General features: G+C 67.1%; 16 protein-coding genes. 8 read left to right on the top strand and 8 right to left on the bottom strand.

Annotation, left to right across the window (positions count from 1 at the left end):
* Nucleotides 1-1,420 precede the first annotated feature (1,420 nt).
* The 3 genes from AB0F98_RS19420 (at nt 1,421) to AB0F98_RS19430 (ending at nt 4,602) form a co-directional block, all read left to right on the top strand.
* Nucleotides 1,421-2,794: an FAD-binding oxidoreductase gene (locus AB0F98_RS19420; protein ID WP_357737106.1), complete on the top strand. Its 1,374-nt coding sequence runs from the start codon at nt 1,421-1,423 to the stop codon at nt 2,792-2,794.
* Between the two features lie 486 nt (nt 2,795-3,280).
* A complete protein-coding gene (locus AB0F98_RS19425; RefSeq protein ID WP_357737108.1) occupies nt 3,281-3,742 on the top strand; it encodes a hypothetical protein in 462 nt (153 codons plus the stop codon).
* 422 nt (nt 3,743-4,164) lie between these two features.
* Entirely contained in the window at nt 4,165-4,602 is a 438-nt protein-coding gene (locus AB0F98_RS19430) for a GNAT family protein (protein WP_357737207.1), read from the top strand.
* A 430-nt stretch (nt 4,603-5,032) separates the two neighbouring features.
* Here the strand turns inward: AB0F98_RS19430 and AB0F98_RS19435 are convergent, their stop codons facing one another.
* From AB0F98_RS19435 to AB0F98_RS19445, 3 genes are all read right to left on the bottom strand, one after another.
* Complete coding sequence (locus AB0F98_RS19435; RefSeq protein ID WP_357737110.1) at nt 5,033-5,557, bottom strand: hypothetical protein; 525 nt, start codon at nt 5,555-5,557, stop codon at nt 5,033-5,035.
* 827 nt (nt 5,558-6,384) lie between these two features.
* Nucleotides 6,385-6,600, bottom strand: a complete 216-nt coding sequence (locus AB0F98_RS19440; RefSeq protein WP_357737112.1) for a hypothetical protein — start codon at nt 6,598-6,600, stop codon at nt 6,385-6,387.
* A 318-nt stretch (nt 6,601-6,918) separates the two neighbouring features.
* On the bottom strand, nt 6,919-7,935 hold the full coding sequence (locus AB0F98_RS19445) for an SDR family oxidoreductase (protein ID WP_357737209.1): 1,017 nt from the start codon (nt 7,933-7,935) through the stop codon (nt 6,919-6,921).
* A gap of 160 nt (nt 7,936-8,095) precedes the next feature.
* Here AB0F98_RS19445 and AB0F98_RS19450 point away from each other — a divergent pair, with 160 nt between their 5' ends.
* Nucleotides 8,096-8,875, top strand: coding sequence for a DUF1223 domain-containing protein (locus AB0F98_RS19450; protein ID WP_357737114.1), 780 nt, complete (start codon nt 8,096-8,098; stop codon nt 8,873-8,875).
* A gap of 102 nt (nt 8,876-8,977) precedes the next feature.
* Here the strand turns inward: AB0F98_RS19450 and AB0F98_RS19455 are convergent, their stop codons facing one another.
* Both AB0F98_RS19455 and AB0F98_RS19460 read right to left on the bottom strand, forming a co-directional pair.
* Nucleotides 8,978-9,577, bottom strand: a complete 600-nt coding sequence (locus tag AB0F98_RS19455; RefSeq protein ID WP_357737116.1) for a uracil-DNA glycosylase family protein — start codon at nt 9,575-9,577, stop codon at nt 8,978-8,980.
* A gap of 250 nt (nt 9,578-9,827) precedes the next feature.
* Nucleotides 9,828-16,751, bottom strand: a complete 6,924-nt coding sequence (locus tag AB0F98_RS19460; protein WP_357737211.1) for a glycoside hydrolase domain-containing protein — start codon at nt 16,749-16,751, stop codon at nt 9,828-9,830.
* Between the two features lie 603 nt (nt 16,752-17,354).
* Here AB0F98_RS19460 and AB0F98_RS19465 point away from each other — a divergent pair.
* From AB0F98_RS19465 to AB0F98_RS19480, 4 genes are all read left to right on the top strand, one after another.
* Nucleotides 17,355-18,161: a class I SAM-dependent methyltransferase gene (locus tag AB0F98_RS19465; protein ID WP_357737118.1), complete on the top strand. Its 807-nt coding sequence runs from the start codon at nt 17,355-17,357 to the stop codon at nt 18,159-18,161.
* Nucleotides 18,158-18,850 (top strand): demethylmenaquinone methyltransferase, encoded by a 693-nt coding sequence (locus AB0F98_RS19470; protein ID WP_357737120.1) that lies wholly within the window; start codon nt 18,158-18,160, stop codon nt 18,848-18,850. Before AB0F98_RS19465 ends, AB0F98_RS19470 begins: the two co-directional genes overlap by 4 nt.
* Before the next feature lie 38 nt (nt 18,851-18,888).
* Nucleotides 18,889-19,224, top strand: coding sequence for a hypothetical protein (locus AB0F98_RS19475; RefSeq protein ID WP_357737122.1), 336 nt, complete (start codon nt 18,889-18,891; stop codon nt 19,222-19,224).
* A gap of 190 nt (nt 19,225-19,414) precedes the next feature.
* Nucleotides 19,415-20,881: a hypothetical protein gene (locus AB0F98_RS19480; RefSeq protein WP_357737124.1), complete on the top strand. Its 1,467-nt coding sequence runs from the start codon at nt 19,415-19,417 to the stop codon at nt 20,879-20,881.
* A 443-nt stretch (nt 20,882-21,324) separates the two neighbouring features.
* Here AB0F98_RS19480 and AB0F98_RS19485 read toward each other — a convergent pair whose 3' ends face one another.
* The 3 genes from AB0F98_RS19485 to AB0F98_RS19495 form a co-directional block, all read right to left on the bottom strand.
* The gene (locus AB0F98_RS19485) at nt 21,325-23,454 is read right to left on the bottom strand and encodes a M28 family peptidase (RefSeq protein WP_357737126.1); all 2,130 of its coding nucleotides are present in this window, start codon (nt 23,452-23,454) and stop codon (nt 21,325-21,327) included.
* A 1,020-nt stretch (nt 23,455-24,474) separates the two neighbouring features.
* Complete coding sequence (locus tag AB0F98_RS19490) at nt 24,475-24,849, bottom strand: transposase family protein (protein ID WP_357737128.1); 375 nt, start codon at nt 24,847-24,849, stop codon at nt 24,475-24,477.
* Nucleotides 24,850-25,621: 772 nt separating this feature from the next.
* Complete coding sequence (locus AB0F98_RS19495; RefSeq protein ID WP_357737130.1) at nt 25,622-26,692, bottom strand: alkene reductase; 1,071 nt, start codon at nt 26,690-26,692, stop codon at nt 25,622-25,624.
* Nucleotides 26,693-26,876: the final 184 nt, after the last annotated feature.

Below are 26,876 nucleotides of genomic sequence, written 5' to 3' on the forward strand. Positions count from 1 at the left end.
CCGGACGACGGCCCCGGGTGGGCCGGCCCAATTTGAACACAACGCGAAGGCTTCGCGGCTCGACGGGCCTGGCGCCGGGCGTACAGGAAATCCTGCAACCAAATAGGGGGAGCGAGCATCACCAACAACACGATCAAAGGGATTACGACGTACCCAAGAGCGAGGAAGACCAGGGTTCGGTCCGTAACGGCCCCTGTCAAGGACAGCGCCAGCAGTGCTACCAGTCCACCGGAAGGGATCCCAAGGCGAGAATCTTCTTGATCCGCTCCATCGGCTGCCTCCGTGACAGGGTGCGCTGGACCGCAACTTGATTCCACGCTAGGTCGGGCCGGCCTTTGCGGGGAGATTCGCTGGGTAGCTATAGAACAACAGCGCCAAGCTCGGCGCCGGCATTTCCAGTATGTAGCTTTGGCCGGCACAACGATATGAGCCCAGCCCAGGTCGCAGCCGTCGAGGTAGCGCTCTCGCCAGGCGATACGCTGCCTGTCCCGCCGCGAACGATACCTCGTCCACGAAGTCCTCGATCAACGTTGGCCTTCTCCGGCTCCGAGAGCAAAGCCGCCATGCGCCACTGCTTCCCGCCGCGCAAGAGGGCAGGGAGGAGATCGCCGACTGCACCCTCGACTGGGCCCTGCGGCACACACGAGTGTGACCGATGTACGGATCACCCCGGCGGACCGCCTACCCGATCGCGTCTAACCACTGCAGATCCTCCTGATCCCGGTATCCCCACCGGGGCCAGCGCGGTGACCAGTGGCCGGGTAGCAGCGACATGGGTCGGCGATGCGCGACCGCATCGATGACACACGCAGTCTCGTCGTGCGAGGGATATGGGATCGCTAAGGGTGTGCGAAAGGACGACCGACCTTCCTCACCCGTCGACCGCTGAAGTCGTGCCAATGCGCGCTGGCTTGCTCGCTGAGCCACCACGGGGGGCAGTCCCAGGTCGTCGACCACCGCAAGCGCCTCGTCGAGGACGACGCCGTGCGGAACGAACATCGCACGATGTCTCTGCTCACCTGCTGGCGTCAAATGCAAGGGCCATCGCGGGGTCGCCCGCACGAAGATGTCAGAGACGATGCCGCGGCGGACGAGTTCTCACCAGGTGGATGAACGCGCCCCCAGATCCGCGCCCCACCAGGGCGTCGTCGGATCCGGTCAAGCGGCGGCCAAATCGCAAACCGACAGGTGAAGGTTGTGTTTCTGGAGCGCGGCCGGGCCCCTGCTCGGGGGCGTCTGTGCGGTGGATGGCCAGTTCGGCGGAACCGGGCCCGGGGCGGCACCCGACACCCGGACCCCTGGCTGTGGTCGTGGTAACTCTTGTGAACCTCCCACCCTATAAGGCCGTTCGTCTGACGGTGGGCCTTATAGGCACGTCGATTCTCGGTGTGTAGCCCCAGATTCCTATTGGAGAATAGATGTGACTGTGGATGAACTGCGTAACACGGTGAACGGTCCGGTACTCCTGCCCGGCGACGACGGTTTCGCCGAAGAGGTGGCTGGGTTCAATCCGAACAATGTGATGAAGCCGGCCGTCGCGGTCGGTGTGACCAGTGCCGCCGATGTGCAGGCCGTGGTCCGCTATGCGGCCCGGCATCGGCTGCCCGTGGCGGTCCGCGCCACCGGGCATCAGGTCGTCAAGGACGCACGCGACGCCATCCTGATCAACACGTCCCGGATGCAGGACGTTCGCATCGATGCCGGCAACCGGAGCGCCCGGGTCGAGGCCGGTGTCGACTGGGCCAGGACGTTGTCCGAGACAGCCAAGCACGGGCTCGCACCGCTGAGTGGTTCCGCAGCGACGGTCAGCGTGATCGGCTACACCCTCGGGGGCGGGCAGGGTCCCGTGCTGGGGCGCTCGCAGGGGTACGCCGCCGACCATGTCCGGCGTATCGAGGTGGTGACCGCAGACGGTGAGTTGCAGCAGGCCACCGCAGACAGTGAGCCGGATCTGTTCTGGGCGCTGCTCGGCAGCAAGGGCAACTTCGGCGTGGTGACCGCGATCGAGTTCGACCTGTTTCCGGTGACCGAGTTCTACGGCGGCGGGCTGCACTTCGCCGGTGACCGGATGGAAGATGTGCTGCGGGTCTGGAGCGCGTGGGCACCCGAGCTTCCGGAGCAGGCGACCACCTCAGTCGCCGTGCAGCGGCTCCCACCCTTGCCTGAACTGCCGGAACCGTTGCGGGGCGCGTTCGTACTGCATTTCCGGTTCGCGTACCTTGGCTCGGCTGAAGACGGCGAACGCCTGCTGGCGCCGATCCGCGCGGTGGCGCAGCCGCTGCTCGACAGCGTACGGATGCTGCCTTACGCGGACAGTCCCCTGATCCACCTGGACCCGCCGACGCCCGTCCCGTACTACGACGGCACGACCACGTTGCGCGAGTTCTCCCCGGAGGTACTCGACGCCCTGGTCGAGTTCGCCGGACCAGCGTCGGGCAATCCGCTGTCCAGCATCGAGATCCGCGCCCTCGGCGGCGCGTTCGACCGGGAACCCGAGGTACCGAACGCGGTGCCCACTCGTGGCGTCCCGTACGTGCTGTTCAGCGCAGGGATGGGCGGGCCCGACCAGGCTGAGGTGCTCCAGAGCTGGCTTGAGCGCATGGTTCAAACCTTCGAGCCATGGTCGGTCGACGAGCGCCGGATGGTGAACTTCCTGTCCAAGGACGAAGCCACCACACCGGAACAGGTACGGCTCACCTACGGCGCGGAGCGCTATGACCGGCTCGCCCGGATCAAGCGCCGCTTCGACCCGGACAACATGTTCCGGGTCAACCACAACATCCGGCCGGAGTAGTAGCCGGACAAGGACGTGGGCCTCGATGGGCTACGACAACGTGACCCATCGAGGCTCGGCGTGGACTGCGGCCGCGGCGTGGCCGGCGGCCAGGGGCGCTGCCGCACCGCTGCCGATGTCAGCGAGAACCTCGATACGTCAGGCCTCCTCTCAGTAGACATTTCAGGTTGGTGACCCAGCCGGTCGGCCCGGGGGTGGTGCCTGCCGACTTCGTCTCCGGTCGAGTCCGCATGAACGGCACCCAATGGCATCCCTCCATCCCTACGCGGGCATGCGGCACCACTCCCCTGGCCGGGGGATGCGGCTGGCTCGGTGGAGGGATTCGCTCGCATCGCGGTGCGGTGATGCTGGACCACGTCAGCCGATGGAACGGCCAGAAGGAGCGACATGTTCAGGTCTAGTTTGCGTACGACGGCGGTGGCGGCGGTTGCGGCCGCGGTGGTGGCTGGGTCGCCCGCTGTCGCGCAGGCCCAGCAGCCAGAGCCAATGAGCGTCGCAGCCGGGTGGTCGATCGTCGCCGGAATGGGACATTTCGTGTACGACGAGCCCGGCATGGCGGGGCACCGGATCTGGTTCGGCGTCCAAGCGGTGACGGCCACCGACGGATCGACACACGGCCAGTTCCTGTACCGACATGAGCTGCCGGACGGCACGCTGGTCGCGCGGGGACGAGCCAACGTGACGTGTCTGAAGGTCACCGGAAACATCGCGCTGTTCACCGCGATCGTCCCCGACGGCCAAGGCACTGTGAAGAACCACGGCTACTACGTAAAAATCATCGACGGTGGCAGCGGCCAGGATCAAATCGTCGACGCTCAGGCGCAGAACGGGACGGAGCCGCCGCCCACCCACTGCCTCGACCCCGAGACGGACCTCGATCCAGAAGCCCCCAAGCGACCCCGGTACCCGGTTCTCATTGGCGGATATGCGGTCCACGGCGCTGAGTAGAGCCGAGCGGACCTCGAGGTTCCCGACGTAGTTCCCGGGCGCGGCCGGCTGGCCGCGCCCGGGTGTGCGAGGTCGCGCCAGTTCTGGCCAGGCATCGGCCGGTAGGTGGTGCAGTCAGGAGCAGGCAGGGCTAGCGGTTCGGCCGCGGCTTTGGCCGATGTTCCTTGTCGGCCGACTCCTGCGAACGAGTTTCGACCAGGAGGACCAGCCGATCGAGGTGTAGCAGGTGATCCTGCCCGGGGACCGTCACGTCCTGCTGTACGAGGTTGACGCCGAATGAAGCCGACACCGGTGACGCTGACGGGCCGCCTGATCCGACTTGAACCGCTTGGGCCGGAGCATGCCGAGGACCTTTAGCCGCCGCAGCGCACGACGAGATCTGGACGTACCTCGATGAGCCCACGCCCCGCACCCACGAGGCGATCGACGCGTTCATCAGCGACGCGCTACAGGACCAGGAACGTGGTCAACGACTGCCCTTCGCCGTGGTAGATCTTCACAGCGGACGAGCAATCGGGAGCACGAACTACATCGACATCCGCCCGAACGACCGCACGCTAGAGATCGGCTGGACCTGGCTCACGCCCAGCCACTGGGGAACCGGCGCCAACACCGAAGCCAAGTTTCTCCTGATGCGGCACGCGTTCGAGGTGCTAGGCGCCGAACGGGTAGCGATCAAGACCGACCTACGCAACGTGAGATCACAGCGGGCTATCGAGCGGCATGGCGCGCACCGGGAAGGCGTCTGGCGTAACCACCGGATACTCAGCACCGGCCGATACCGCGACAGCGTCTTCTACAGCGTCATCGACTCCGAGTGGCCCGCCATCCGCGACAAATTGGCCGCGTCACTGGCGTAGCGTGGGCGGACGAGACGCCGAAGAGGCGGCATGTCCGAGCCCATCGATTGCCCAGCTGACAGATCGATTCCCGGGGTTAACAGGTGAGATAGTCGCCCGGGTGCGCCATCTACGAAGGTCATGCGCGCAGTAGGGCTTCCTAATTCGCGCGCCAACATCGAACCAAAACGGTTGAGGATTCTAGCGGAATGGAACACCGCTATGCCGTGTTCACCTGGAGGCGACGCAACATGGGGCGAAGCCCCGGACTGCCGTTGGCTCGCTGGCGTATCCGGGGCTTGCCGTTTAGTTAGAGGAGATTTTCCTGCGTCGAGGCGCGTTGCGTACCCGCGAACCGATTGGCCGGATGGCATGTCGGATTTTATTTTCGAGCACTGGTAATTAAGTGCTCGTCCAATGCTTCCGCTACCCGCTTGCGCAATTATTTGATTTAGTTGCCGTACGGGAAGTCAACGCAGGTACCCGTCCCCACGCCGCCGTTATGCAAATCGTTGCCGAGGGTACCCCAACTGTCGGTGTATGAACTCCAGTTCGATACCGTGCCCGTGTTCAGGTAGTAGTCACCAAGGTACCCGGAGTGCACTCCGTTGTTATACCAACTAACTTGCCACACGTAAGGGTTTCCATTGACGGCGCACTTGCCGTCCTTGTCCTTGTACCACTGCTCGAGAGCAACGCTGTAGCCGTCGTAGAAGGTGTAGATGGTAGCCGTATCCCGGTCGAGCACTTTAATCCCGGTCGCAGGGGCGTTCTTAATGGTGGTACAGGCGTAGATAGTGTCCCCGCCAAATGGCGAGCAGTGCCAGAGGCCGGTTGCGGCGGCGCTGGCGACACTGCTTTCCCGTGCCAGCCCAGTCGTCGCACCGGGGTCCGCCTGTGCGGCAGTGATGGGTGCGGCTCCGATCACTACAGCAAGTAACGCCACCAGCGCGCTACGTAGGACATGCATCTTCATGGAGACCCTTTCCTAAATGATTTGGTCTTATGTGGACTCGAGGCGGGAGTCTACAGACCGCATGATTCCGAGATGACCTTGGGGAATGAACCGCAGGGCTGGCGGCCGCACCGGGTGGCACGGTCCCAGCTGAGCCGGCGGTGGCCGGGATGCTGCTCGGTTTTGGTCGCGGTTGTTTGCGCTGGCCCTTCGCAGCACCGGCGATGTGGGTCGCATGGAAGCACATGGAGGTGAAGCGGGGCGAAGCCCACGCCCCTCCAGTTCTTCAGTCAGGCTCGTACTCGGCGCCACTGCCTGAGCAGCTCGTCTTGCCTCCAGGGCGACGGCTGCGCCACGGTCACCGAGCAAGTCCAGGAGGGAACGGGTCCACGGCGCAGCCCCTCACTGCGGCAGTTGCTAGCGATGTGACCGTTCATCTCGCGCTGCTGACCGCCTTAGCTTGCATAGACGCTGCACCGTCTGTCGCGTCTCATCCTCGTTTCGAATACCCGCCGAAGCCACCTTGCCTGCCCCCGAGAGTCGCTCGCGCTGGCGACCACATGCCAGCGCACCTCGCGCGCAGGCCATACGTCCCGCCGAGCCAGCCGACCCCAGACGCCGGGAGCGTTGTCGAGCGCGCGACCGTCCGGATGCCTTACCTGCACGATGATGTCGTGAAGCGCCTCGAACGACTCGTCCACGCGTATCCGGTCGTGGCGCCTGGAAGCTCAGTGCGAGCCCGCCGGGTAGCTGAGCGCTTAGGACGCCAGTTCCAACGGGAGAGCCGCTTTGATGCGCCGCCATACCTCGCAGACTGGCCGGAGGGTCAGTCTGTGGTTCTCGTGTCGTCACAGGACCGCCATGTCGGAAGGGGCCAGCTCTTCGGCGGCGCGGTTGGCATAGAGCCAGCCGCTGTCACAGGCAGCCTGGAAAGCCGTTCGCGGGAACCCAAAGACGTGAGCAATCAGCTCTGCGCCGACGTCTGCCCGGCTCAATGTCCGAAGCTGAGTGCGCGCGATCTGCGGCGAGACCTTCCCTGCACGCTTCCTGTAGGCAGCGCCCATCAAACCGCGGACTGTCTGTACGGACACGGAACGCCGAGATCTATCGCACGTGGGGATGCTCGCCTGTGTCTTCGGTTGCGATGCGCTGTTCGAGACAGGCTACATCAGCGTCAACGAGGTTGGTGGAGTCGCGCGCGGCGCTCTCCTACAGCCGGCGCGGCCGCACCGATTCCGGTGTCGCCCTGGTCAGGCGCCTGCTGGGTTAGGGCACAACGCACCCGAGCGGCTGATCCGGCCGCCGCCGCGTGCCGATCCGCTGACCGGAGCAACCGTGGAGGGGGTCGACGGTCCGGGCACCACCGGTTGACGAGCCGGCGGTCAGCGACTGCGCCACGCTACGGCACCCACCGCCGCCGCGCCGACGCCAGCCGCAGTCAGTAGACGGCGGTGGCGGGACAGCCACGCCTGGGGACTGTGGCTGTGTGAGCGGCTGCTGAAGCTGCCGCAGGTCCCGAAGTCCCTGCCGTGGGGCCCGTCCGCAGGCTGCCACAGGTTCGCCGGCCGGTCCGGGTCGGCCGGCTGCGCGGTCTGCTGGCTGGAGTAGCCGGTCCGTGCCAGGTAGCGGTCGAGCAACCCCGGTGCGATCCGGTTGCCCAGAATAGTCAGCACGGTGCTGGTTCCCACCCAGTACTCCCGCCGGGAGGGCCGGTCGGCGGCCGCCACGATGGCGCGGGCGGCGACCACCGGCTCGTAGATCGGCGGTACCGGCTGGGCGTTGTGCGGCAGGCGGGACAGCAGCCAGTCGAACTGCGGTGTGTTGACCGCGGGCAGCTGCACCATGGTCACCTTGACGTTGCTGCGGTCGTGCCGCAACTCGCAGCGCAGCGACTCGGTGAAACCGATGATGGCGTGCTTGGCTCCGCAGTAGGCGGCCTGCAGCGGGATGCCCCGGTACCCGAGCGCCGAGCCCACCTGCACGATGGTTCCCCGATCGCGCGGGGTCATGTGGGCCAGCGCCACCCGCGTGCCGTGTACGTAGCCGAGGTAGGTGACCTCCATGGCCCGGCGGAACTCCTCCGGTCGGGTCTGCTGAAACGGCGCGAAGATGGAGCTGAAGGCAGCGTTGATCCACAGGTCGATCGGCCCGAGGTCCGCCTCGACCTGCCGGCCGATGTCGGCAACCGCATCGTGATCGGCCATGTCCACCTCGATCGGCAGGGCTCTGCCACCGGCTTCCCGCACCTCGTCGGCCGCCGCGGCGAGTCCGGTACGACCTCGGGCCAGTAGGGCGACGGCGGTCCCTCGCCGGGCGAGAAGGCGTGCCGTGGCCCGGCCCACCCCAGCACTGGCACCCGTGACCACGGCTACCCGTGCCCGCTCCCGATTCCGGCTCATCATGCTGCCCCCACCGCTGTATCGGTTCTTTCCGCGCCCGCCGCTGTACCCGCGCAGGGTCTAGATAGTCGCCGCGGTGGCAGCGCTAAATTGATCAGGCGTGGTCGCGGCCAGAACGGGAATCGGAGGGCCGCGAGCAGCACTGAGGAGGAGACGTGCCATGACGGACCCATCGCGCATCGGGTCGAATCGTGCCGACTCGTCGGATCTGCCGCCGCAGGCGCGGGACGTCGCGCCGGCCGGCGAGGGCTTCGCGGTCGTGGAGATGTTCACCTCCCAGGGCTGCTCGAGCTGTCCACCCGCTGAGGAGGTGCTGAGCGAGATCGAGCGCGACGCCCGGGAGCGGCGACAGCGGGTCTTCGCCCTCGGATTTCACGTCGACTACTGGGACGACCTGGGCTGGCCCGACCGGTTCGCCGACGAGGCGTACACCGCGCGGCAGCAGGCGTACGCGCGTGCCTTCGGCTCCGGGCACTTGTACACCCCGCAGATGGTCGTCAACGGCACCGTCGAGTTCGTGGGCTCTGACCGTCGACGGGCGACGAGCGCGATCGCGTCCGCCTTGATGGCGGCAGCCACCACGCCGCTCGCACTGTCGGTCGAGGACGCCGCCGGGGGCATGGGCGGCGGACGCCGGGTGGTGGTGGGCTACCAGACCGAGCGGCCGCTGGAGCGCGCGGTGTTGAACGTGGCGATCGTGGAACGTGGCTTGGTGAGCGAGGTCGCCCGGGGTGAGAACGCCGGGCGGACGCTGCGGCAGGACAACGTGGTACGCGCATTCACGTCGGTGGGCCTGGACGCCGAGCATGGGCGGGTGGAGATGGAAGTGCCGTCAGATCTTGATCCTGCGCAGGCCTCGGTGGTCGGGTACGTGCAGAACGATGGTGACAAGGCCATCGTCGGTGCCGTGGCCATCGACGTGCCCACCGCGCTTGGATGAGGGGTGCTGTTTCCTGGTCGAGCCAGGGATGGGCAGCGTGACGACGGTCGGGCGGGCGGCTGCGCGACGCCCTTGTCCCCGGGCCGCCCGATGCCTCGCGCGTCAGTACACGGAAGTGCGAGGTGAACCGAGCGCCGTTGTGACCTGGTCCCGCAGGACCGGGAGCAGGTCAGTGACGAACCAGGGATTGCGTGCCTGCCAGCGGAAGTTCAGTGGGGACGGGTGCACGATTGGGATGATGTCGGGCAGGTAGTCGCGGAACGCGTGCACGGTCTCGGTGAGGTTGCGTTTTGTCCGGCCGGCAAGGTAGTGCTGTTGCGCGTAACTGCCGATGAGGATCGTCAGGGTGATCTCGGGCATCAGCTCGAGCAGGGGTCTGTGCCAGCGGGCGGCGAAGGACTTGCGCGGTGGGAGATCTCCGGAGGTGCCCTTACCGGGGTAGTAGAAGTCCATCGGTAGGAGTGCGAAGAGGTTCGGATCCCGGAACTGGGTTTCGGTGATGCCGAGCCAGTCGAACAGTTTCAGGCCGCTGGCGTCGTTCCAGGCGATGCCGGATTCTTGGGCTTTGCGTCCGGGCGCCTGGCCGATGACCGCGATCCGGGCGTGCGGTCCGGCCGCGTACAGCGGCAGATAGCCGAGATCGCCCGCCCACGCGTTGTCGGGGTCAGCGATGATGTCGGCGCGGATGGAGTTGAAGTTCACTGCTGCCCCTGCAGTTGTCCGGCGTAGCGGACGAGCCGCTCCTGCGCTCAGGGTACGACAACTGCCATTTTGCTGGTCGAGCAGGCTGCGGTCCCCCTCGGGTCATGAACGCGATCGGCGTGGTGGCTCGTGCACCCGGTACGACCCCGCCAACCGGGTCCGCTCCTCCGGCGGCCGCCAGCCAGAAATACGTTGAACGGTGGCTGCCACCCAGGGGTGACAGCCACCGTTCAGTTACCTACTCCGGGAATCAGCGCCTGGACGCGGTACGCCTTCGCAGCCACCCGGTCGTGCCGGCGGCGGCCCCGAACGCGGCCAGGAGCAGCGCGACCTGCCACCAGAGCGGCCCTCCGTCGACGCCCGTGTACGAAGCAGCCGTCCACGGTCCGGGCTTACCCGGCTTCCCAGGCTGGCCCGGATGACCAAGCTGAGCTGGATGGTCCGGGTCAGCCGGGTGGCCGGGGCTCGGCCTGTGGTCGTCGGCCGTGCGGAAGAACGCCACCATGTATCTGCGGCTGAGCTGACCGTTCGCCGAGGTCACCGTCAGCACACGTGTCCCATCCTTGGCAGTCGAGGCCGACACCTTCGCACCGTGCTCGGTCGGCTGCGCGGCGACGGCGGGCAGGCGCCGGTTCTTGGGCCAGTCGACCATGTACGTCTGGGTACCTGCGTCGAACCCGTCAACGGCCACCCCGTCGACCGTCAGCGATGAGGCGGTCGCCACGCTCGCCTTAGTGTCGTCGGGGTAGTTCGTGACGGTGACCGTGCCGTCATCGTTCACCTCGACCTGCGCGGTCATCGCCCTCGCGAGGTTGATGCGCTGCCAGCTGGGGTCGCCCGCGGCGGTCAGGTCGAGCGGGTACCCGGAGTCGAGCGCAGTCTGCTCCAGAATCTGCACCCGCTGCGCGTTCGTCAGGTCGGGGAACGCGGTCGTCAGCAGCGCGCCGGCCTCGTCAGGGATGTTCGCCGGAACGCTGGGCTGCCCCACCTGCGGGAACCCGTACGACAGCCGCTCCGTGTACAGCGACTCGGCGTGGCCGGCGTCGAGCCCTCGGTACGGCTCGCCGGTGCAAGCGAGCAGGGAGTCGAAGCCCTCCTCGTGGCACTCGTCGAGCAACACGGACTCGATCTCGTCGTGCGCCTGCATCAGCAGGTCGTCGAACGCAGGGTCCGCCCAGCGGTGCGCGACCGTGGCCTGCCCGGTCATCCGTGACCCCATCACGTCGAGCGGGTAGTGGAACCCGAGCACGATCCGGTTGTCACCGTACTCCGAGGTCCGGGCGAGGATCTGTGGCGCGAGCTCCGGCAGCAGCGTGGCGAGGAAGGTGCCTGCCGTGTAGCCGCCGTAGGCGTGGCCGCTCGGGAACGACCCGTCGCCCGCGAGCCCACCGTACGAGCCATTGCTCGAGTCGCGAATCAGACCGCCCTCTCCGACGAGCCCCATCCGCACGTACGGGCGCTTGTAGGCGTAGGTGTCCTTCGCCGTGCCGGTGCCGTCGAGCCCCGACGTGATCCGGCCGAACAGCGCGTCGGTTTTCGGCAGCTTGCCGTCGGTGCGAGCCTGCAGGTACAGGTCGCCCAGGCGCGAGCCGAGACCGTCCGCCATCGTCAGGTCAGAACCGTGATCCGCGTCGTACTCGGCACGCTTGACCTGATCGCTCGATGCCGAGCGGTTGATTTCCAGTGCCTTGGTGTCGTTGTACGCCGACACCGTGTCGAGGTCCGCGATCTGCTCGTTCGCGCCACGGACGTCGGTGCCGAGCTGTGTGACGCCGCGCAGCAGGTTGACGAAGTACGGGCTGCCGTCCGGCGTGGCCGGCCACGAGTCGGAGTCGTAGTGTGCCGACAGCACCTCCGACGGGAACGGTCCGGGCGCCGCCGCCGTCGACGCGCGGCCCGACATCTGCGCCGTCGCAGCCCCGGAAGCGGGCATCGCCGAGGTACCCACGGCGTTGATGGCGACCACCCGCGCCGTGTGGGAGCCGCCGCCCGCGCCGGGGAACACGACCTCGCGGCCGCCGCCCGCGACGATCTGCGTGCGCTTGCGGTCGAGGGTCACGCGGTAGGCCAGGATCCGGGAGCCACCGTCACCGTCCGGGGTCCACGAGACGCGGACGTCCTTGGCTGTGGCCCTGACCGCGGCCACCTTCGGCGCGTTCGGTGCGCTCGCGCCCACGATGACCGGCTCGGTCAACGACGACCATGCGGATGCCCCGACCGCGTTGACGGCGCGTACCCGGGCGCGTGCCGCGGTGCCGCGCTTGAGCAGGGTGAAGACGGCCGACGTCTGCCCGGCATCGTCGACGACGACTTCGTGCCCGTCCTCGAGTGCGACCACGAAGCCCGTCACGGGTGAGCCGCCGTCGTCCTCGGGGGCCGACCAGCGCACCGTGACACTGCTCGCGTCGCTCTCGAGAGAGATGGCCGCCGGGACCGCCGGGACCTCGTTCGGCTTGACCTTCAGGCCGGAGAGTGCCTTGTTGAGCGCCGCTTCCGCGTTGCTCAACGCCGCATCGCTGGCCTCAGCGTCCGCGAGGGTGGCCTTGGCTGCGGTGAGTGCGCTGGTCAACGCCGCCCACGATGCGTCGGTGTAGCGGCGCTTCTCGACCGATTCGGCCCGCCCGACGGTGTTCTCGAGCGACAGTCGGGCCCGCGGGATCAGCTGGCCGAACGCGAGCCGCAGTGCCCGCGCCTGGGCGTCGACCTCGGACTGCGTCGCGGTCTCGGATCCGGCGACTGCGCGGGCCTTTTCGAGCTCACGCTCGAACACCGCGAAGTCGATGCTTCCGTAGCGGGCCTTGTCGCCGACGTACGCTGCCGCCTCGGTGATCGCGGCGGTGAGGGCCGACTTGTCCACGGGGGCGTCGCCGCCCGGCGGTTCCTCGTCGACCGGAGCCGTCGCGAACGTCAGGTTGTCGATGTTCGCCACGTACGGGTGGCTGCCGTCGGGGGTGGTCCGCAGCCGCAGGACGACCCGGTGCGATCCGGTCAGACCAGCAGGCAGCGCGACAGTCGTCGTCGCGGCGTTCTGCCACGCCGAGCCCGTCACCGGAAGCGGGATGGTCACGTACGGGTCACCGGGCGAAGCGGGATCGAAGTGGTCGAGGTAGACGTCGATCGCCGAGTTCTGGCCGCACCGCGAGGAGTTGTTCACGTAGTGCACCGAGACCTGTTCGAGCGCCTTGGACCCGAAGTCGATCGTGTCGTAGTCGAGCCACGCACCGTTGTAGGTGGCGCCCAGGTTCGTGACCTGCGTTCCGTCGTCCCAGGTGCTCTGCTCGCTCTTGAGACCGCTGCCGCTGTTGCCGGCCCACTTCTCCGCCTGGACCACCACGCTGCTCGGCGCGGACGGTGCCGCCGTGAACGTCAACGACGTCACGTTCGCGACGTACGGCTGCGTGTCGCTGTGGTTGGTGGAGCGGAACACCGCGACGATGTCCTGCACGCCCGCGAACACCGACGCGGGCACCCCCACCGTCGCCTTGCCCTTGGTGCCCCAGCCGTCACCGGTGTAGGGCAGCGGGATGTCGACCATGCGCTGGTCATCGGCCGCGCCGAGGTGCAGTTCGATGTGCGAGTCCGACGCCGCACGCGAGCGCGGCTTGTCGTACGACACGGTGACGCTCTGCACGCCGTTCCCGCCGAGGTCGATGCTGCTCCACCGTGCCCACGCGCCGTCGGTCACGTTCTCGAACAGCCCGCGGGACAGGTTGAGCGGCAGCCGGCCGTTACCGGTCTGAGAGGTGTTCGTCGCGGTGAGCGGTTCGAGCGTGGCACCGTGGTCCTCGGGCGTGGTCGAGAGGAACTGGAACCAGTCGAAGTTCGACACCCAGGCCTGCCCGGCCGGGGCGTGGAAGACGAGCGTCACGTCGCGGGCCTTCATGAGCGCCTCGGGATCGGTGATCTCCGCCTGGGTGGTGACGTAGTTGCCCCAGTTACCGGTTCCGGGCAGCGCCGCCTCGCCGACGATCGGCCCGTCCTGCGTCCCGGCGTGCACCTCGATGGCGCTTGGCGTGCCGCTGGGCGAGTACGTGCTCGCGTAACGGATCGACAGCGTCTTCGGTGCGACACCGGCGAAGTCGAGGTTCTTGTACCGAACCCACGCGCCGTCACGCACGCCACCGAGGTTGCCGTTGGAGGAGTTCGCCTCGTTCTTCAGCTCGCCGCCCGACCACTCGTCGGACTGCTCGGCCTCCAGCACGCGGTAGCCACCCTGGTCGAGAACGAGCGCAGCGATCGCGCCGTTCAGCGACTCCGTCGCGTTGCGCAGCGTCGAGGTGGCCGACGAGTCGTCGGCGAGCACCGTCTGGGCACGCTCAAGCGCACCGCGGAAAGCGTGGTACGAGGCGAAGGAGTAGTTCCCCTGACGTACCAGTACGGCCTCGTCGACGAGCTTCTGCAGCGTCGCGCGCTCCGCCGCGGCGACCGAGATCGACAGCGCGTTGCGCGATGACAGCCCGTCCCCGGTCACCTGCCCGGCCGAGACGCGACCGGCGAACGCCGAGTCGGCGAAGGTGACGTAGAAGCGGGCACCCGCTGCGGTCGAACACGACAGCACCACGCGGACCGTCGTCGGGTTGACGCCCACGACGTCCCCCGACACGCCGGCCGGCAGGCCGTGGATCGCAGCCGCACCGCTAGCGACGAGGCTCTTGCCGTGGGCGCCGCGGAACTTGGCGCCACCGCCCAGCGATAGCTCGATCGCGCCGTTGACCCGACCGTCGGCGCGAGCGGCGATCGTCATGGGCGATGCGTGCACGGTGTAGCCACTCGGGGTGCCGCCGCCGTTGTCGTCGCCCGCGGTGCTCATCGAGTACGCCGGCTTGCTGTGGGCACCCCAGCTGGACGGCTTCGCGCCCATCCGCATGTCCAGCGAGCCGCCGTTGACGAGCGTGCGGTAGTCGAGCCAGGTGTTGCCGAAGGTCGCACCGTTGAGCGAGGCCGACTGGATGTAGTACGAGTCGCCGGAGACGCCGTCGGCCGAGACGGTGAACTTCCGCCCGTCGGCGTACGAGATTGTCGTGTGGTCGAAGAACGGTGAGCCGATCTGGTACTGCGACGAGCCGGCGGTCACCGGGAACAGGCCGATGGCCGCGGCGACGAACATCGTCGACATCGTGCCGGCGTCGTTGTCCATCGTCGGCAGGAAGCCACGCGGGTCGAGCTGGTAGACCTTGGTCTTGACCGGCGGCCGGAATTCACCGCTGCCACTCGGGTACTCGTCGGTGCTGCCCGTGGCGATGTAGCGGTTCCAGCTCTCCTTCGTGTAGATCGTGCGTACCCATTTCTGGGTCAGGCTCGGCAGCCCCACGTAGTTGAACAGGTAGGGCGCCTGCAGGTCGATCTCGTTCGCGTTCGAGTGCAGCATGCCGAGACCGTTGTCGGGATCGTCTTCGCCCATGAAGTGCGCGACCGCGCGGCGCGCCGCCTCCGGGCCGCCCATCGCCTTGACGACGGCGTCCATGTCGTACGCGGGATACCAGTTGTACTGCCAGAGCGTGCCCTGGTAGAGGTTCGCCGCCTCGAAGCGCGCGTAGTCGGCATCGCCCCAGTTACCGGCCGCGTCGCGTGGGGTGAGCAGTCCGACCTTGGTACCGTCGGCCGCCGTCCACGCGCCCGGCTTGTACAGGTTCGCGATCGGCAGCGCGGCCTGCGCGCGCAGTTGCTTCGCGTCGTCAGCCCGGCCGAGCGCGTCGGCGATGATCGCCAGCGCCCACTGGTCGTATCCGCGCTGCACCGAGTCACCGGGCCGGTTCTCGATGTATCCCTGGCGGAGCTGGTTGCCGTCGTAGAAACCGACGTAGCTCTTCAGCGCCGGGTACGCCTGCTCCAGGCGGTCGAAGCCGGTGAAGCCCTTCGAGAGCGCGTCGGCGACGATGACCGCCGACCGCTCCCAACGCACGGTGGGCACGGAGTGGGTGAGCCCGCCGATGCCCTTGCCGGTGCTCTGCACGTCGGCGAAGAGGTAGATGAGCGACTGGATCATGTCGCGGTACATCTCGGGGTCGACGTACGCGAAGACGGAGTACTTGCGGAAGTCGTCCCACGACGACCAGGCGTCGTAGTAGGTGAAGTCGTCGACCTTGTGCACCACGCCGTCGACTCCGCGGTAGGTGCCGGACGTGCTCGTCGCGTTCATCGGGAGCGCGGACATGCGGTACAGGTGGGTGTAGAAGAGGCGTCGAAGCGTACCGTCAGGGTCGGCCTTCACCGAGGCCGAGACGTCGACCCGGCCGAGCCGCTTGTTCCAGACGGCCTTCGTCGCCGCTCGTACGTCGTCGAAGGAGAGGTCCCCGACCTCGGCGGCCTGGTCGATACGCGCCTGGTCCGCGCTGATCGGCGACACCGTGATCCGGAGTCCGATCTGGCCTGCGTCCTCGGGCGCGAAAGTGAGGACGGCACCGGTGTCGGTGCCGTGCCGGGATGTCGCGTCGCCGAACTCGCCCGATCCCCACGTCTTGAACGACACGACCGGCTGTTCGGTCTCGGCGTAGTAGTGGAGTGCGTAGGACGCTCCGTTGAAGTTCCCGTTGATGTCGCCCGACAGCGCGACCCGGCCGTCGCCGAGACGCTCGACGTCGACAGATGAGCCGGTACGGCTCGTGAAGTTGTTGTTCAGATCGACGACGAGTTCAGGCTTGGCGCCGTCGGTGAACGCGTAGCGGTGCAGTGCGGTACGCGTTGTCGCGGTCACCTCGGCGTTGATCGCGGCCGGACCGTTCTGCACGGCGCCGTCACGGCCCGAGATCTCACCCAGACGAACCTGGTAGTACCCGGGGGTGGCGGTCTCGTCGTCGTGGGTGAACGGGTGGGAGTACGAACCCGTCGACGGCCGCGCGCGATACTCGACCTCTGTCGGCACGACGAGGATGTCGCCGCCACCGCCGGAGCCACCGACCCCGTCGAGGTTCGTCTGCGTGAATCCGGCGATGTGGGTCTGGTGGTAGTCGTAACCCGTGTGGTTACGGCCCGGCATCGTGAGCGGGTTGACCTTCACGATGCCGTTCGGCGCTTGGGCGCCGGGCAGGTCGTTGCCGTCGTCACCCGCCGTCGACACGAACGGGTCGACGAACGACGTGTAGTCGACCGCCTTGGTCTTGTCCTCAGTCGGCTTGGCGGCAGCGGGCGTGACGACAACTCCGGTGGAGGCCGCGGCCATCACCGCGGCGACCATGGTCACCGCAGTGGCCCGCCACCGTTTGCGCCCGCGGTCGGCCGCACGCGCCCGCCCCGGTTGGTTTGAGATCCCGCTCCGGAGGCGTGATGAACTCGATGTCACTGAACAACTCCCAGATGCTCGGCGTGCCCGCCGAGTGCGATGTCCGCGTAGCGACGCGGCGGCAGTCTCCGTCCGGACCAGGGTGCCGTGACAACAGGCCTCGCCGGCCGTCAGGGTGACGCCTTGGCTATCGTGTTGATCTTAGTCACCGGAGGTATCAGGCTGGCGAACAGGCGCACAGCCGAACGTGAACACCCGACATGGTCTGCACAGGTCGGAGCGGCCCGACGCCCGTTGCTACGGCAACTCCAGGGACTCACGAAGCGCGGTTCCCACTGCATCCACAGTGTTTGTGGGAGGCGAAGCCGTGACGGCGAGCTCCTCATGCCCGGCCGGCTTGAGGAATGCTGACAAGCTTTTCCAGGCAGGGGGTCGCCGGGACGTATGCCGACCAGTTACGGTCGGTGATACCGGAGTGAGAGGCGCTGCGACGGACTGGATCCGCCACGCTCACCCGGTTCCATCTGATTGAAGGGCGCCTCCGATGAGGGAGGCGTGATGAGTGCATCCGCGACGACGTGGGCTGCGGGCGACTACCCGGCCATGGCTCGCCGGCTGATGCCGGTCGCCGAGGCGGTGGTGGCAACCGCCGCGATACAGCCGGACGACCGGGTGATCGATGTGGCCACCGGTACGGGCAACGCGGCGATACTGGCCGCGCAGTACGGAGCCCGTACCGTCGGGGTGGATCTGGAGCCCGCGCTGTTGGAGTTGGCCCGGCGGCGTGCCGCAGATGACGGCCTGAAGGTCGATTTCCGGGTCGGCGACGCGAGCCGGTTACCTCTTGCAGACGGCTCGGCCGACGTGGTCCTGTCCGTGTTCGGCGTCATGTACGCCAACGACCACGATGCGGCGGCCCGAGAGCTGAGCCGGGTGTGTGCCCGCTCAGGCCGGATCCTGCTGACCGCTTGGACACCGGGCTGTCTGTTGCCGGCCATGGGGCAGGTCCTCGGCCGCTATCTACCGCCGCCTCCGGCCGCAGGCGCCCCGCCGAGCCGGTGGGGTGACCGCAAACACGTCGGACGACTGCTGGCATCCGCCGACCTGAGGATCACATCGGCGGTCGTTCACCGGCTGGATCTGAGCTTCGCCGGCGCCGAGGCGGCGACCAGCCTGCTCATCGACACCGCCGGGCACGTCGTCGCCGAACGGGATCGGCTCGTGGCACAGTGCCGGTGGGAGGCATTGCGCGCGGACCTGCGCTCGTTCGTTGCCGATCATGGGGTGGTCGATGGTGGTCGCTTCCGGCTGGGGCTCGAGTACCTGCTCGTGACGGCCGCGCCGGCATCAGCGGTGACAGCATGACGCGGGCGCAGCTGGACAAGCAGCCGCCAATGGTCGCCGCGATGTTCGACGGCGTCGCCGAACGGTACGACCTGGCCAACAGGATCATCTCGTTCGGTCAGGACGCCCGGTGGCGGCGAGCGACCAGAGCGGCACTGTGCCTGCGCCCAGGCGAACGTGTGCTCGACGTGGGCGCCGGCACCGGCGTCTCCACGGAAGAACTGGCCCGTTCCGGGGCGTTCGCAGTGGGAGCGGATCTTTCCACCGGCATGCTGAAGGTCGGCCGACGCGTCCGGCCCGCCGTGCCGCTGGTGGCAGGCGACGCGCTGCGTCTACCGTTCCCGGACGGTTCTTTCGATGCGGTAACCATCTCCTTCGCGCTGCGTAACGTGGTCGATCTCGATGCCGCGTTGCGCGAGTTCGCCCGGGTCGTCAGGCCAGGCGGGCGGCTTGTGGTCTGCGAGTGCAGCCATCCGACGAACCGTGCTTTCCGTACGCTCTACCTCGCCCACCTGCTTCGGGCCGTACCCATGGTGACCCGATGGGTGTCCAGCAACCCCGACGCCTACGTCTACTTGATTGAATCCATCCGTGCCTGGCCGAATCAGCCGGATCTGGCGAAGCGAATCGCCGCATCCGGCTGGCAGCGGGTCGGTTGGCACAACCTCAGCGGCGGTGTCGCCGCGTTGCACCGCGCCATCCGCTGTTAAACAATTCGCCGAAAGTGCTACCGGCCACGGTGGGCGGAGTGAGGCGGCGCTGCAGTATCGACTTCGCTGAATCAACAAGGAGTTCCCAGACAACGCGCAAGCACCGGCGAGCCGGCTACGAAAGAGCAGGTCACGGCATCAAGACCCCGGTCGAGCAACCTGCCGACGGCGGCCGGCTCGCACCCGACAAGCGCGCATATAGCCGGCTGCTGCGCGGGCTACGCTGGCAAGGCGAACGCGGCTTCGCCATCCTGATCGGATGCTGGAAAACGCTACGCCACAACACCGCCAGCCCACGCCGGATCGGCGATATCGTCGCCGCCGCGCTGCACCTGACTGATTTCGAATACAGAAACCTGCCCGAATCTCGTTGAGATCACTTCAGTGAGGCGCGGTTTTCCCGACTGCGACTTGGGCCGCTAGGGCTTTGCCGGTGAGAGCAGGGCGGGTGCCGACGGGGCCGTTCCGGTGGGATCTGGTCGTCGTCGGAGGCTCGGCCGAGCAGCAGCCGTTTGGACGGACTGCCCGGGGCAGAGTGTCGGCGGGCAATGCGAGACTCGCCATATGCCTGTGCGCTTCACCGATGCCGAGGCTCGGCAGCAGCTGGCCGCGCTGGGCTATAACGCCGTCGCAGAGTATCCGGGCAGCACCAAGGCGTGGGCGGCCATCTGTGTGACCTGCCACGAGGCAGTAACGGTCGTGCTGAACCGTGTGAAGCGTGACGATCGGCCCCGGTGCCGCTGTCGACGCGAGAAGCGGGCGGCAGTGCACCGGGCAAGTGGCGAGCTCAGGGTTCGCAACAACGCCGAACGAGCCGTCGGACGGATGCGGACATACGACTGGGAACCGCTGGAGCCGTACCAGGGTGCAAAGACGCGCTGGAGCTGCCGGTGCTTGAGATGCGGGACGGTCGGCACCCCGATCCTGTTCGGACAGGACCGCACGCGTGGATGCGCAGGATGCAGTGGACGGGTCGGACGAATCACCGACGAGGTCGCCCAGCAAGTGATGCGCCAGGCGGGCTGGTTTCCCACAGGTCCTTTCCCTGGACCGCGCGAGCCATGGGAATGCGCATGCGCGACCTGCGGCAAGATCGCCAAACCCCGGTACGAGACAGTCAAGAGCACAGAGAGCGGATGCAAGCTCTGTGCGGCGAAAGAGAACGGTAAGCGCCGGCGGGAACTCTTCGCACCAACCGCTATCGGTGTGATGCGTGCGGCAAACCTGGAACCGCAGGAACCGTTTCCCGGCGCGAACAAGAGGTGGCGATGCAAGTGCCTGACCTGCGGAAGCTTCACGCAGCCCACGTACAGCAATGTCTCTAGCGGTGGCGGCGGTTGCGAAACCTGTCGCAGGAGGAAGCAGGGGAACTCCAAGCGGAGCCGATTTGCAGAGGAGGCGACTGAACGCCTGCGCGCGGCCGGCTTCGAACCGTTGGTCGAGTATCCCGGGGCGGCGCACCTGTGGCGGTGCCGCTGCCGATGCGGGCGCGACACCACGGTGCGGATCGGCAACATTGATGCCGGTCAACGCGGATGTCGCCGCTGTGCCGTGTCAGGGTTCAACGCGTCGAAGGCGGCGACTGTGTACCTGCTCCACAACGCGGAACTACAGGCGCTGAAGATCGGGATCACGCAGGTCGGTTCAACACGTGTCGGGAGGTTCAGGAAGCTCGGCTGGTCCGTACTCCTCACCGAGGCGTTCCAGGACGGGATGGACGCGCTGAGGGTTGAAGACGCGATCCTCACCTGGTGGCGCAAGGATCTTGGCATGCCGCCGTACCTGGCGCCAAATTCGACCCGAGATGGGGGCTGGACGGAGACTATCGATGCCGGCTCGATCGACCGGGCCCTCGTCCTGCAAAGGCTCCGGGCAGAGGTGGCGAACGTCCGCACCCGCGTGCCTGGCGACCCGCGAGGTCGTAGCCCTGGCACCGCCGAGATCCCACGTCAGTCACTAGAACACCACGTGGACGCTGCAAAGGCCAGCCGCGACTCTGAGCGGCACTTATCTATCAGAGAGAGCAGTTGAGCCTTGCCCCTGCCGAAACCTCATCCGCCCTGCTATTACTCCAGCCGCACTTCGCGGAGTCGTTGTCTTCGCTGATAGTGGCTTGTTTTGGCTCGGAACTGGTGGCGACGTCGCCACCATGACCATCGATTGATGTGGTCGCGGGTTCGTCTGCGGGTGATCAGGTGTGCCAGGAGACGTCGAGTCTCGGCGAGGCTGAGGGCGACAAGGTCGGGCCGGTCGGTGGTGCCCCCCTTTTGCGCCCCGGTGGTGACGGCGAGGACGGCTGCTCGGCTGGAAGCGGGCGTTTGAGGCACGAAAGTGCCTGTCCGGCAGGGAACTTCGGATCGCGGGATACCGGAGGGCCCGAGGGGTGCCAGGCCGCGGACCGGCCACCCCGCCCAGTGGGTGAAGTGGCCGGTCGTGTCAGCCGGTGTGCTGGCCGATCCAGAACCGGCGCGTGACTAAAGCGAAGCGCACTGTCCATTCTTCTGGCCGGTGACGATGTTGGCCCTGTCGTAGTTGGTCAGGCCCGGCTCGTTGGTCGAGCAGGACAACGAACCGCGCACGGTGTTGGCCGCCACGACGGACGCCACGCGCGTCTCGCTGCCCGTCACTGAGACCACCCCGCGCACCGAGTTCCCGGCGAGGATGAGCAACTCGTCGGCACCGGCGACGGAGAGACCACCGGCGACAGTGACTCCGGCGCAGTCGCTCGGGCCGCCGCCGATCCTGACGCGTTGCCCGTCAGTGATCGCCACGTTCCCGTTGACGGAGCTGCCGCAGAGCGTGATGTCCTTCGCCCTGGTGGCCGAGACCCCACCGTTCACCGTCGAGCCGAGGGACACGAGGCTCGCGCCCGGGTTGACCGTGATCTGCCCGTTGACCGTGGCCGCGTCGAGGCAGGTCACCCCGGAGGTCACCTTCAGCGCACCCCGATGCGTGCCAGTGATCGTGCTCGAACACTCGGGCAGCGTCACTCGCATCGCCAGCGCGCGGTCGCCGTGGACATCGAGCGTCTGCTGGATCAGAGCCTGGCCTGAGGTCGCCTCAAACGTGCACGTCGCGTGCGGGAAGACCCCGACGAGACGGCCGGCCGCGTCGGTGGTGCCCACCGGTCGCCAGCCGTCGCCGCAGTTCGCCCGCACCGGTGTGTCGGACAGCTTGGCGCCGTCAGCACCAGTCGCGTTGATCGTCACGGTGTTGAGCGCGTTGTAGGCTGCGGCGCCCCCGACGATGTCGAGCGTGATCTGCAGTCGCTTCGCGCTGACGTTGTCCATCGTGTCGTCCGGCCGGTGGTACTGAGGCTCGGTCGTGTACGCGCCGCGGCTGATGCTCTCGCACGTGGCGGGCGCCATGGGCATGTTGTAGTCGAGCCAGATGAACAGCGACGACGGAATCCCGAGGTCGAAGAACGCCTGGTGGTCACTCTGCCCGAGCTTGCAATTCTGGAGGTTGACGTCGTCACGGCCGAGCCGGTCGATGTCCTCCGGGCTCAGCCGGGCCTGCGCGTCGTACGCCGACTGGACGACGGAGTTCGACTTGCCGTCCGGGGTCAGGGCAAAGAAGCCGGCCGGCTCGTACGTGGTGCCGACCATGTCCATCTGCCATTCGCCGACGAACCGGTTGATCTCGTCCGGGGTCAGCGTCTTGGAGTAGGCGCGCGACCCGAGCAGGCCACCTTCCTCACCACCGAAGCCGCCGATCCGGATCTCCTTGTCGAGTGGGTACTGGCTGATGACACGGGCGAATTCGAGCGAGACCCCGTTGCCGGAGGCGTCGTCGTGGGCGCCGGGTCCGCCGAGCACGGAGTCGATGTGTGCGCCGACCATGACGATCGGTGCCTTCGTGCCCTGCGGGTCACCGACGGCATGCCGGGTCCCGACGACGTAGCTGCCATCGGGGTTGAGGTACTCGTGGGTTGAGATGTTCAGAGTGAGTGGCCCCTCGGCCAGCAGTCCCCGGATCCACTTGCTGTGGGCGGTGCCGCCGCCGAGCACCGGGATGGTGGGCTGCGCGGTCGTCAACGTGAAGGTCGGCGGGGCGGAGTTGCCGGTCGGGTAAGCCAGGATGACCGCCACCGCACCGGCTCTAACGGCATTCTCCACAATGGCGTTCCGGGTCGTGGCGGTCGTCGTGTAGTCCGCGAAGACGATCTTGCCGGCGGCGCCGTCGAAGGCGCCCGGGGTGAGGCCTGTCCCGGCGTCGAGGACAGCGGCGCGAACGGCAGGACCAGCCTCGGTGAACTTGCCACTCGTCGAGGCGGACATCTGCCAGTTCGGTCCGCCGGGGAGCTTGGCGTTCGGCGAGGTCACCGTGCCCACGCGCTTCGTCGAGACCGGTCCCCAGTGCCCGATCTTCGCCTCGAAGCCGTAGGAAGTGAGCACTGACCCGATGTACTCGGCGGCGAGCAGCTCCTGGGGCGTGCCGTTCAGACGCGGCCCGATGTCCTCGGCGAGGTGTCGGACGTGCTCGTAGGAGTTAGCCGAGTCGAACTTGCTGACGATCTCCTTGTCGTAGCTCGCGAGCGGTGTTGCCGGCGCCCTCGCGGGCGAGGCGGCGGCGTCGGAGGCGGCCATGGCTGGGTTCGCCACCCAGGCTGCTCCTGACATGAGCAGACCCGCAGCGGCAACCGGAGCGATCAGGCGCCGGCGCACTCTTGCGCGAGTCGACGAGTGAAGCTTGATGTCCATGCGAATGTCGCGCCTTCCGTCGGTCGGCGGACATCTCAGGCGGCGCCCCAAGATCGGTTCCGTCGAATCGTGCCGCTGAACGTATCCATCTGCGGCGCACGGGACAACGGGTTGACTCACGCGTCACGCACTGATAGTCGGGTGCGTGACGGAGCTGCCCCGGATCTCGGACGGGCTCGCAACTCCTGTATGCCGCTCGCCCCGGTTCTCCAGGTCCCCTGGCTACCGCGCGCAGCAGAATGGGCTCTCAGAGCAGATGTCGCTGACGCGCGCACCGCCTTGTCTCAGGTGGCGAAGCAGGTTCGAGACACAGGACCGTGGACGGCTCACCCATCCCAGAGTGGACAGACCTGATGCTCGATCTTCTCGAATCGCTGCCAGCCCGGCAGCTACAGCGCATCGTGCCCATGAAACCCGATGGAACGCCGTCCTGTGGAACGGTCCTCCCGTCCGTCACGCCAAGATGGCCTTGGCGCACGTACGGACGCTGCCGGCACAGATGAAGCCGGCTCTCGTGCCACGGACCGTGCCCCCGACAGGCACCGCCGTAGCGGCGTAGATGGCCTAACCTCAACCGGCACGGCCCCGGAACCCAAGGTCGGAGCTGGCCACCGGCGGCGGCCCTCCCCCTCCCAGGTGAGCAGTGGACCTAACCATGGCGGAAGCATGCGAGCCGGGGCGCTGAAAAATGCCTCTGCATCCCTGGGTTCGCCCGGTAGGCTCGCCCGGGCTGTACTGGTCGGCCAGCGCCATCGCGCCTCCGGCTAGGTACAGGAACAAGCTCAGCCAATTGTCTTAGTACTCGGCGAGGAGAGCGAGTTTCGCCGCTCCGCGTGGCCATGGCTGCCCGCACCGGCGGCACAGCCATAGCTGGGCGCAGCGGCACGTGCTCCACGGGCTCCCAAGGCCCCGGCAGAGTCGTCAGGTGATGCCGATTAGTGCCAGCGGGCGGGTGCTGTCGCGGGCGTGATGCCGGTTGGCGGCGGCGATTGGTGATGCCGGCGGTGCGGAGTGCGCCGATGGCGGCGTTGGGTAGGGCGGCCATGACCTCAGGTCCGGTGCCGGTGCGGATTTGGGAGCGGTCTTCGTCGTAGGTGACGTCGCGGACCCAGTCGACCACGCGGGCGGCACGTCGGCGACCCATTCGGCGATCGCGGCGTACGAGCGGTAGCCGGCGACCACGGCACATACCGCTGCGGTGACCACGACCGTCAGCCGGTGCCGGACACCTCGCCGGTCCCGTGGATCAGACAGACCATCGAGCGCTTCGGGCAGCCCACCAGCGGCTTCCGGCACGATCAGAGCCTACAGCGACGAGATCAGCGATGGTGGCAGCGCGGGCATGACTCACTTGGGACGGTCAGCATGGCGTAGAGAACCTTGATGATCTTCCGAACAGTTCATGCCCGCCTTGCTGCCACCAACAGCGGCGCTTCTACTCCAACTCCCACAAGTCAGACACCGTTACGACTTTGCCGGGGCCTTGATCAGGGCCCTGCCCGAACTGCACCGCACCCCCGAGGGGTGGGAGCTGCAATTCGCGACGAACCATATCGGGCGCTTCAACCTGGCGCTGGCGCCACATCCCGCGCTCGCCGCAGCGTCGCATCCTCTTCTTCCGCGATCCGCACGCTCCCCGACGTGGCGGCGCGCCAAAGTGGCGCGCGCGCAGGCACCCGTTCGTGGCAGATGATCAAGGCCTGCGACAAGCCAGATCGTCCCAGACGGGAGACACTTCCTCATTTCTGATCATGAACCACGAGCTGCTACCTCGTTCCCCGATGATGGCGGTGGTTGTGTTGCGATCGTTGTATCTGTCAGCCTGTACCGCGGCCCCCTCCCGGGCACACCTATATGTGCGCGAAAAAGCGAGCCGCGTTTTTCTGCCCTGGCACGCTGCACACCCTGGCACGCTGCACAGTTCTGCGCCGTGGCCCGTACGGGTAACGGGGGTACCCACCCCCGGCGGCGCCGCCGGTAGGTTCAGAGGCTCCGGCTCTGTAGGGGTCTGGGGATTTTTCAGCTCAGCAGCCGTTGGGGCCGGTCGATCAACTGAATGAGCCGCGGATCAACTTGCCAGTTCGGGATAATCCGTATACCCCGTCGCACCGCCGACGTAGAAGTGCTGCATCCGAGGGCGATTCAACTCGAGCCCGTGTCGCCATCGCCAAACCAGATCAGGATTTGCGAGCCCGGCGCGGCCGACTGCGACAGCGTCAGCGAAACCTCCGCTCACCAGCCGGTCGGCCTCGTGGTGAGTCGTTTCTGTTCGAGGGCCGGTGTTCACAACGAAGGGACCGCCAAACAGTTCACGCAGTTCCTGCGCGAACGGAGACGTGACTTCCGGCAGGTAGCTCAGGTAGGCGATGTTCAGTGGGGCGATACCCGAAACCAACGCGTAGTAGGTGTCGTTCGTGGCGTCATCGTTGTACTCGTTGATCCCATGCGAATGGTGCCGAGGTGATATTCGCAGAGCGGTGCGCTCAGTACCGATCGCGCTCGAGACTGCTGAGACGACCTCCACTGCAAGACGGGCTCGATTGACCGGAGAACCGCCGTATCTATCGGATCGGTTGTTGGTGTTGGGCGCGAAGAACTGATGGAGGAGGTACCCGTTGGCTCCCTGGACCTCCACTCCATCGAAGCCTGCGGAGACTGCACGCTCAGCGGCTTCAGCAAACAATGCGGCTGTGCCTCGCAGCTCGTCTTCAGACAAGGATCGGGCGGCTTGCATAGCCACTTTGCCGTTCCGTGTGCGAGCGAGCCCTTTCGCCGATATTCCGCTTGGCCCGACCGGCCGCGAACCGCCGGTGACCGCTGAATGTGTAGCCATGCCTGCGTGCATGATCTGCATGAAGATGGTGCCTCCACGGCCATGCACCGCATCCGTCACCCGACGCCACCCCTGGGCGTGCCTTTTCGTCGCGATACCTGGTTGATTCAAGTACGCGCGTCCTTCCAGGGAGGGAAAGACGCTCTCGGTGACAATCAGCCCGAAGCTCGCACGCTGCGCATAGTACGTCGCCATGTCCAGGCTTGGCGAACCGTCCGCGTGGGCGCGAAGACGCGTCATCGGGGCGAGCACGATCCGGTTCTCAAGACGAACCGATCCGAACGTCGCCGGGGAGAATATGTCCAACATCATTTCCTTTTTCCAGGGACCCTCGTATGGCCCGAGCCGCCCCGCCCAGAGGCCAATCGTCCTCATTAGCGCGCCGCGCCTACAAAGCACCCACTCATCTTCGTAATGCGAGGTGGGGGTGAAGGCGTCGCCGGCAATGAGCGCTGCGTGTACGTGGAGCTGCGGTGTCCGCGCGACAACG

The sequence above is a fragment of the Micromonospora sp. NPDC023737 genome (assembly GCF_040639715.1).
GTDB lineage: Bacteria > Actinomycetota > Actinomycetes > Mycobacteriales > Micromonosporaceae > Micromonospora.

Coding starts and splice junctions, on each gene's coding strand:
- AB0F98_RS19425 (WP_357737108.1), top strand. CDS start 3,281: ATGAGCGTCGCAGCCGGGTGGTCGATCGTCGCCGGAATGGGACATTTC.
- AB0F98_RS19480 (WP_357737124.1), top strand. CDS start 19,415: ATGCCTGTGCGCTTCACCGATGCCGAGGCTCGGCAGCAGCTGGCCGCG.
- AB0F98_RS19440 (WP_357737112.1), bottom strand. CDS start 6,600: ATGGGCGCTGCCTACAGGAAGCGTGCAGGGAAGGTCTCGCCGCAGATC.
- AB0F98_RS19470 (WP_357737120.1), top strand. CDS start 18,158: ATGACGCGGGCGCAGCTGGACAAGCAGCCGCCAATGGTCGCCGCGATG.
- AB0F98_RS19445 (WP_357737209.1), bottom strand. CDS start 7,935: ATGAGCCGGAATCGGGAGCGGGCACGGGTAGCCGTGGTCACGGGTGCC.
- AB0F98_RS19460 (WP_357737211.1), bottom strand. CDS start 16,751: ATGGTCGCCGCGGTGATGGCCGCGGCCTCCACCGGAGTTGTCGTCACG.
- AB0F98_RS19450 (WP_357737114.1), top strand. CDS start 8,096: ATGACGGACCCATCGCGCATCGGGTCGAATCGTGCCGACTCGTCGGAT.
- AB0F98_RS19435 (WP_357737110.1), bottom strand. CDS start 5,557: ATGAAGATGCATGTCCTACGTAGCGCGCTGGTGGCGTTACTTGCTGTA.
- AB0F98_RS19465 (WP_357737118.1), top strand. CDS start 17,355: ATGAGTGCATCCGCGACGACGTGGGCTGCGGGCGACTACCCGGCCATG.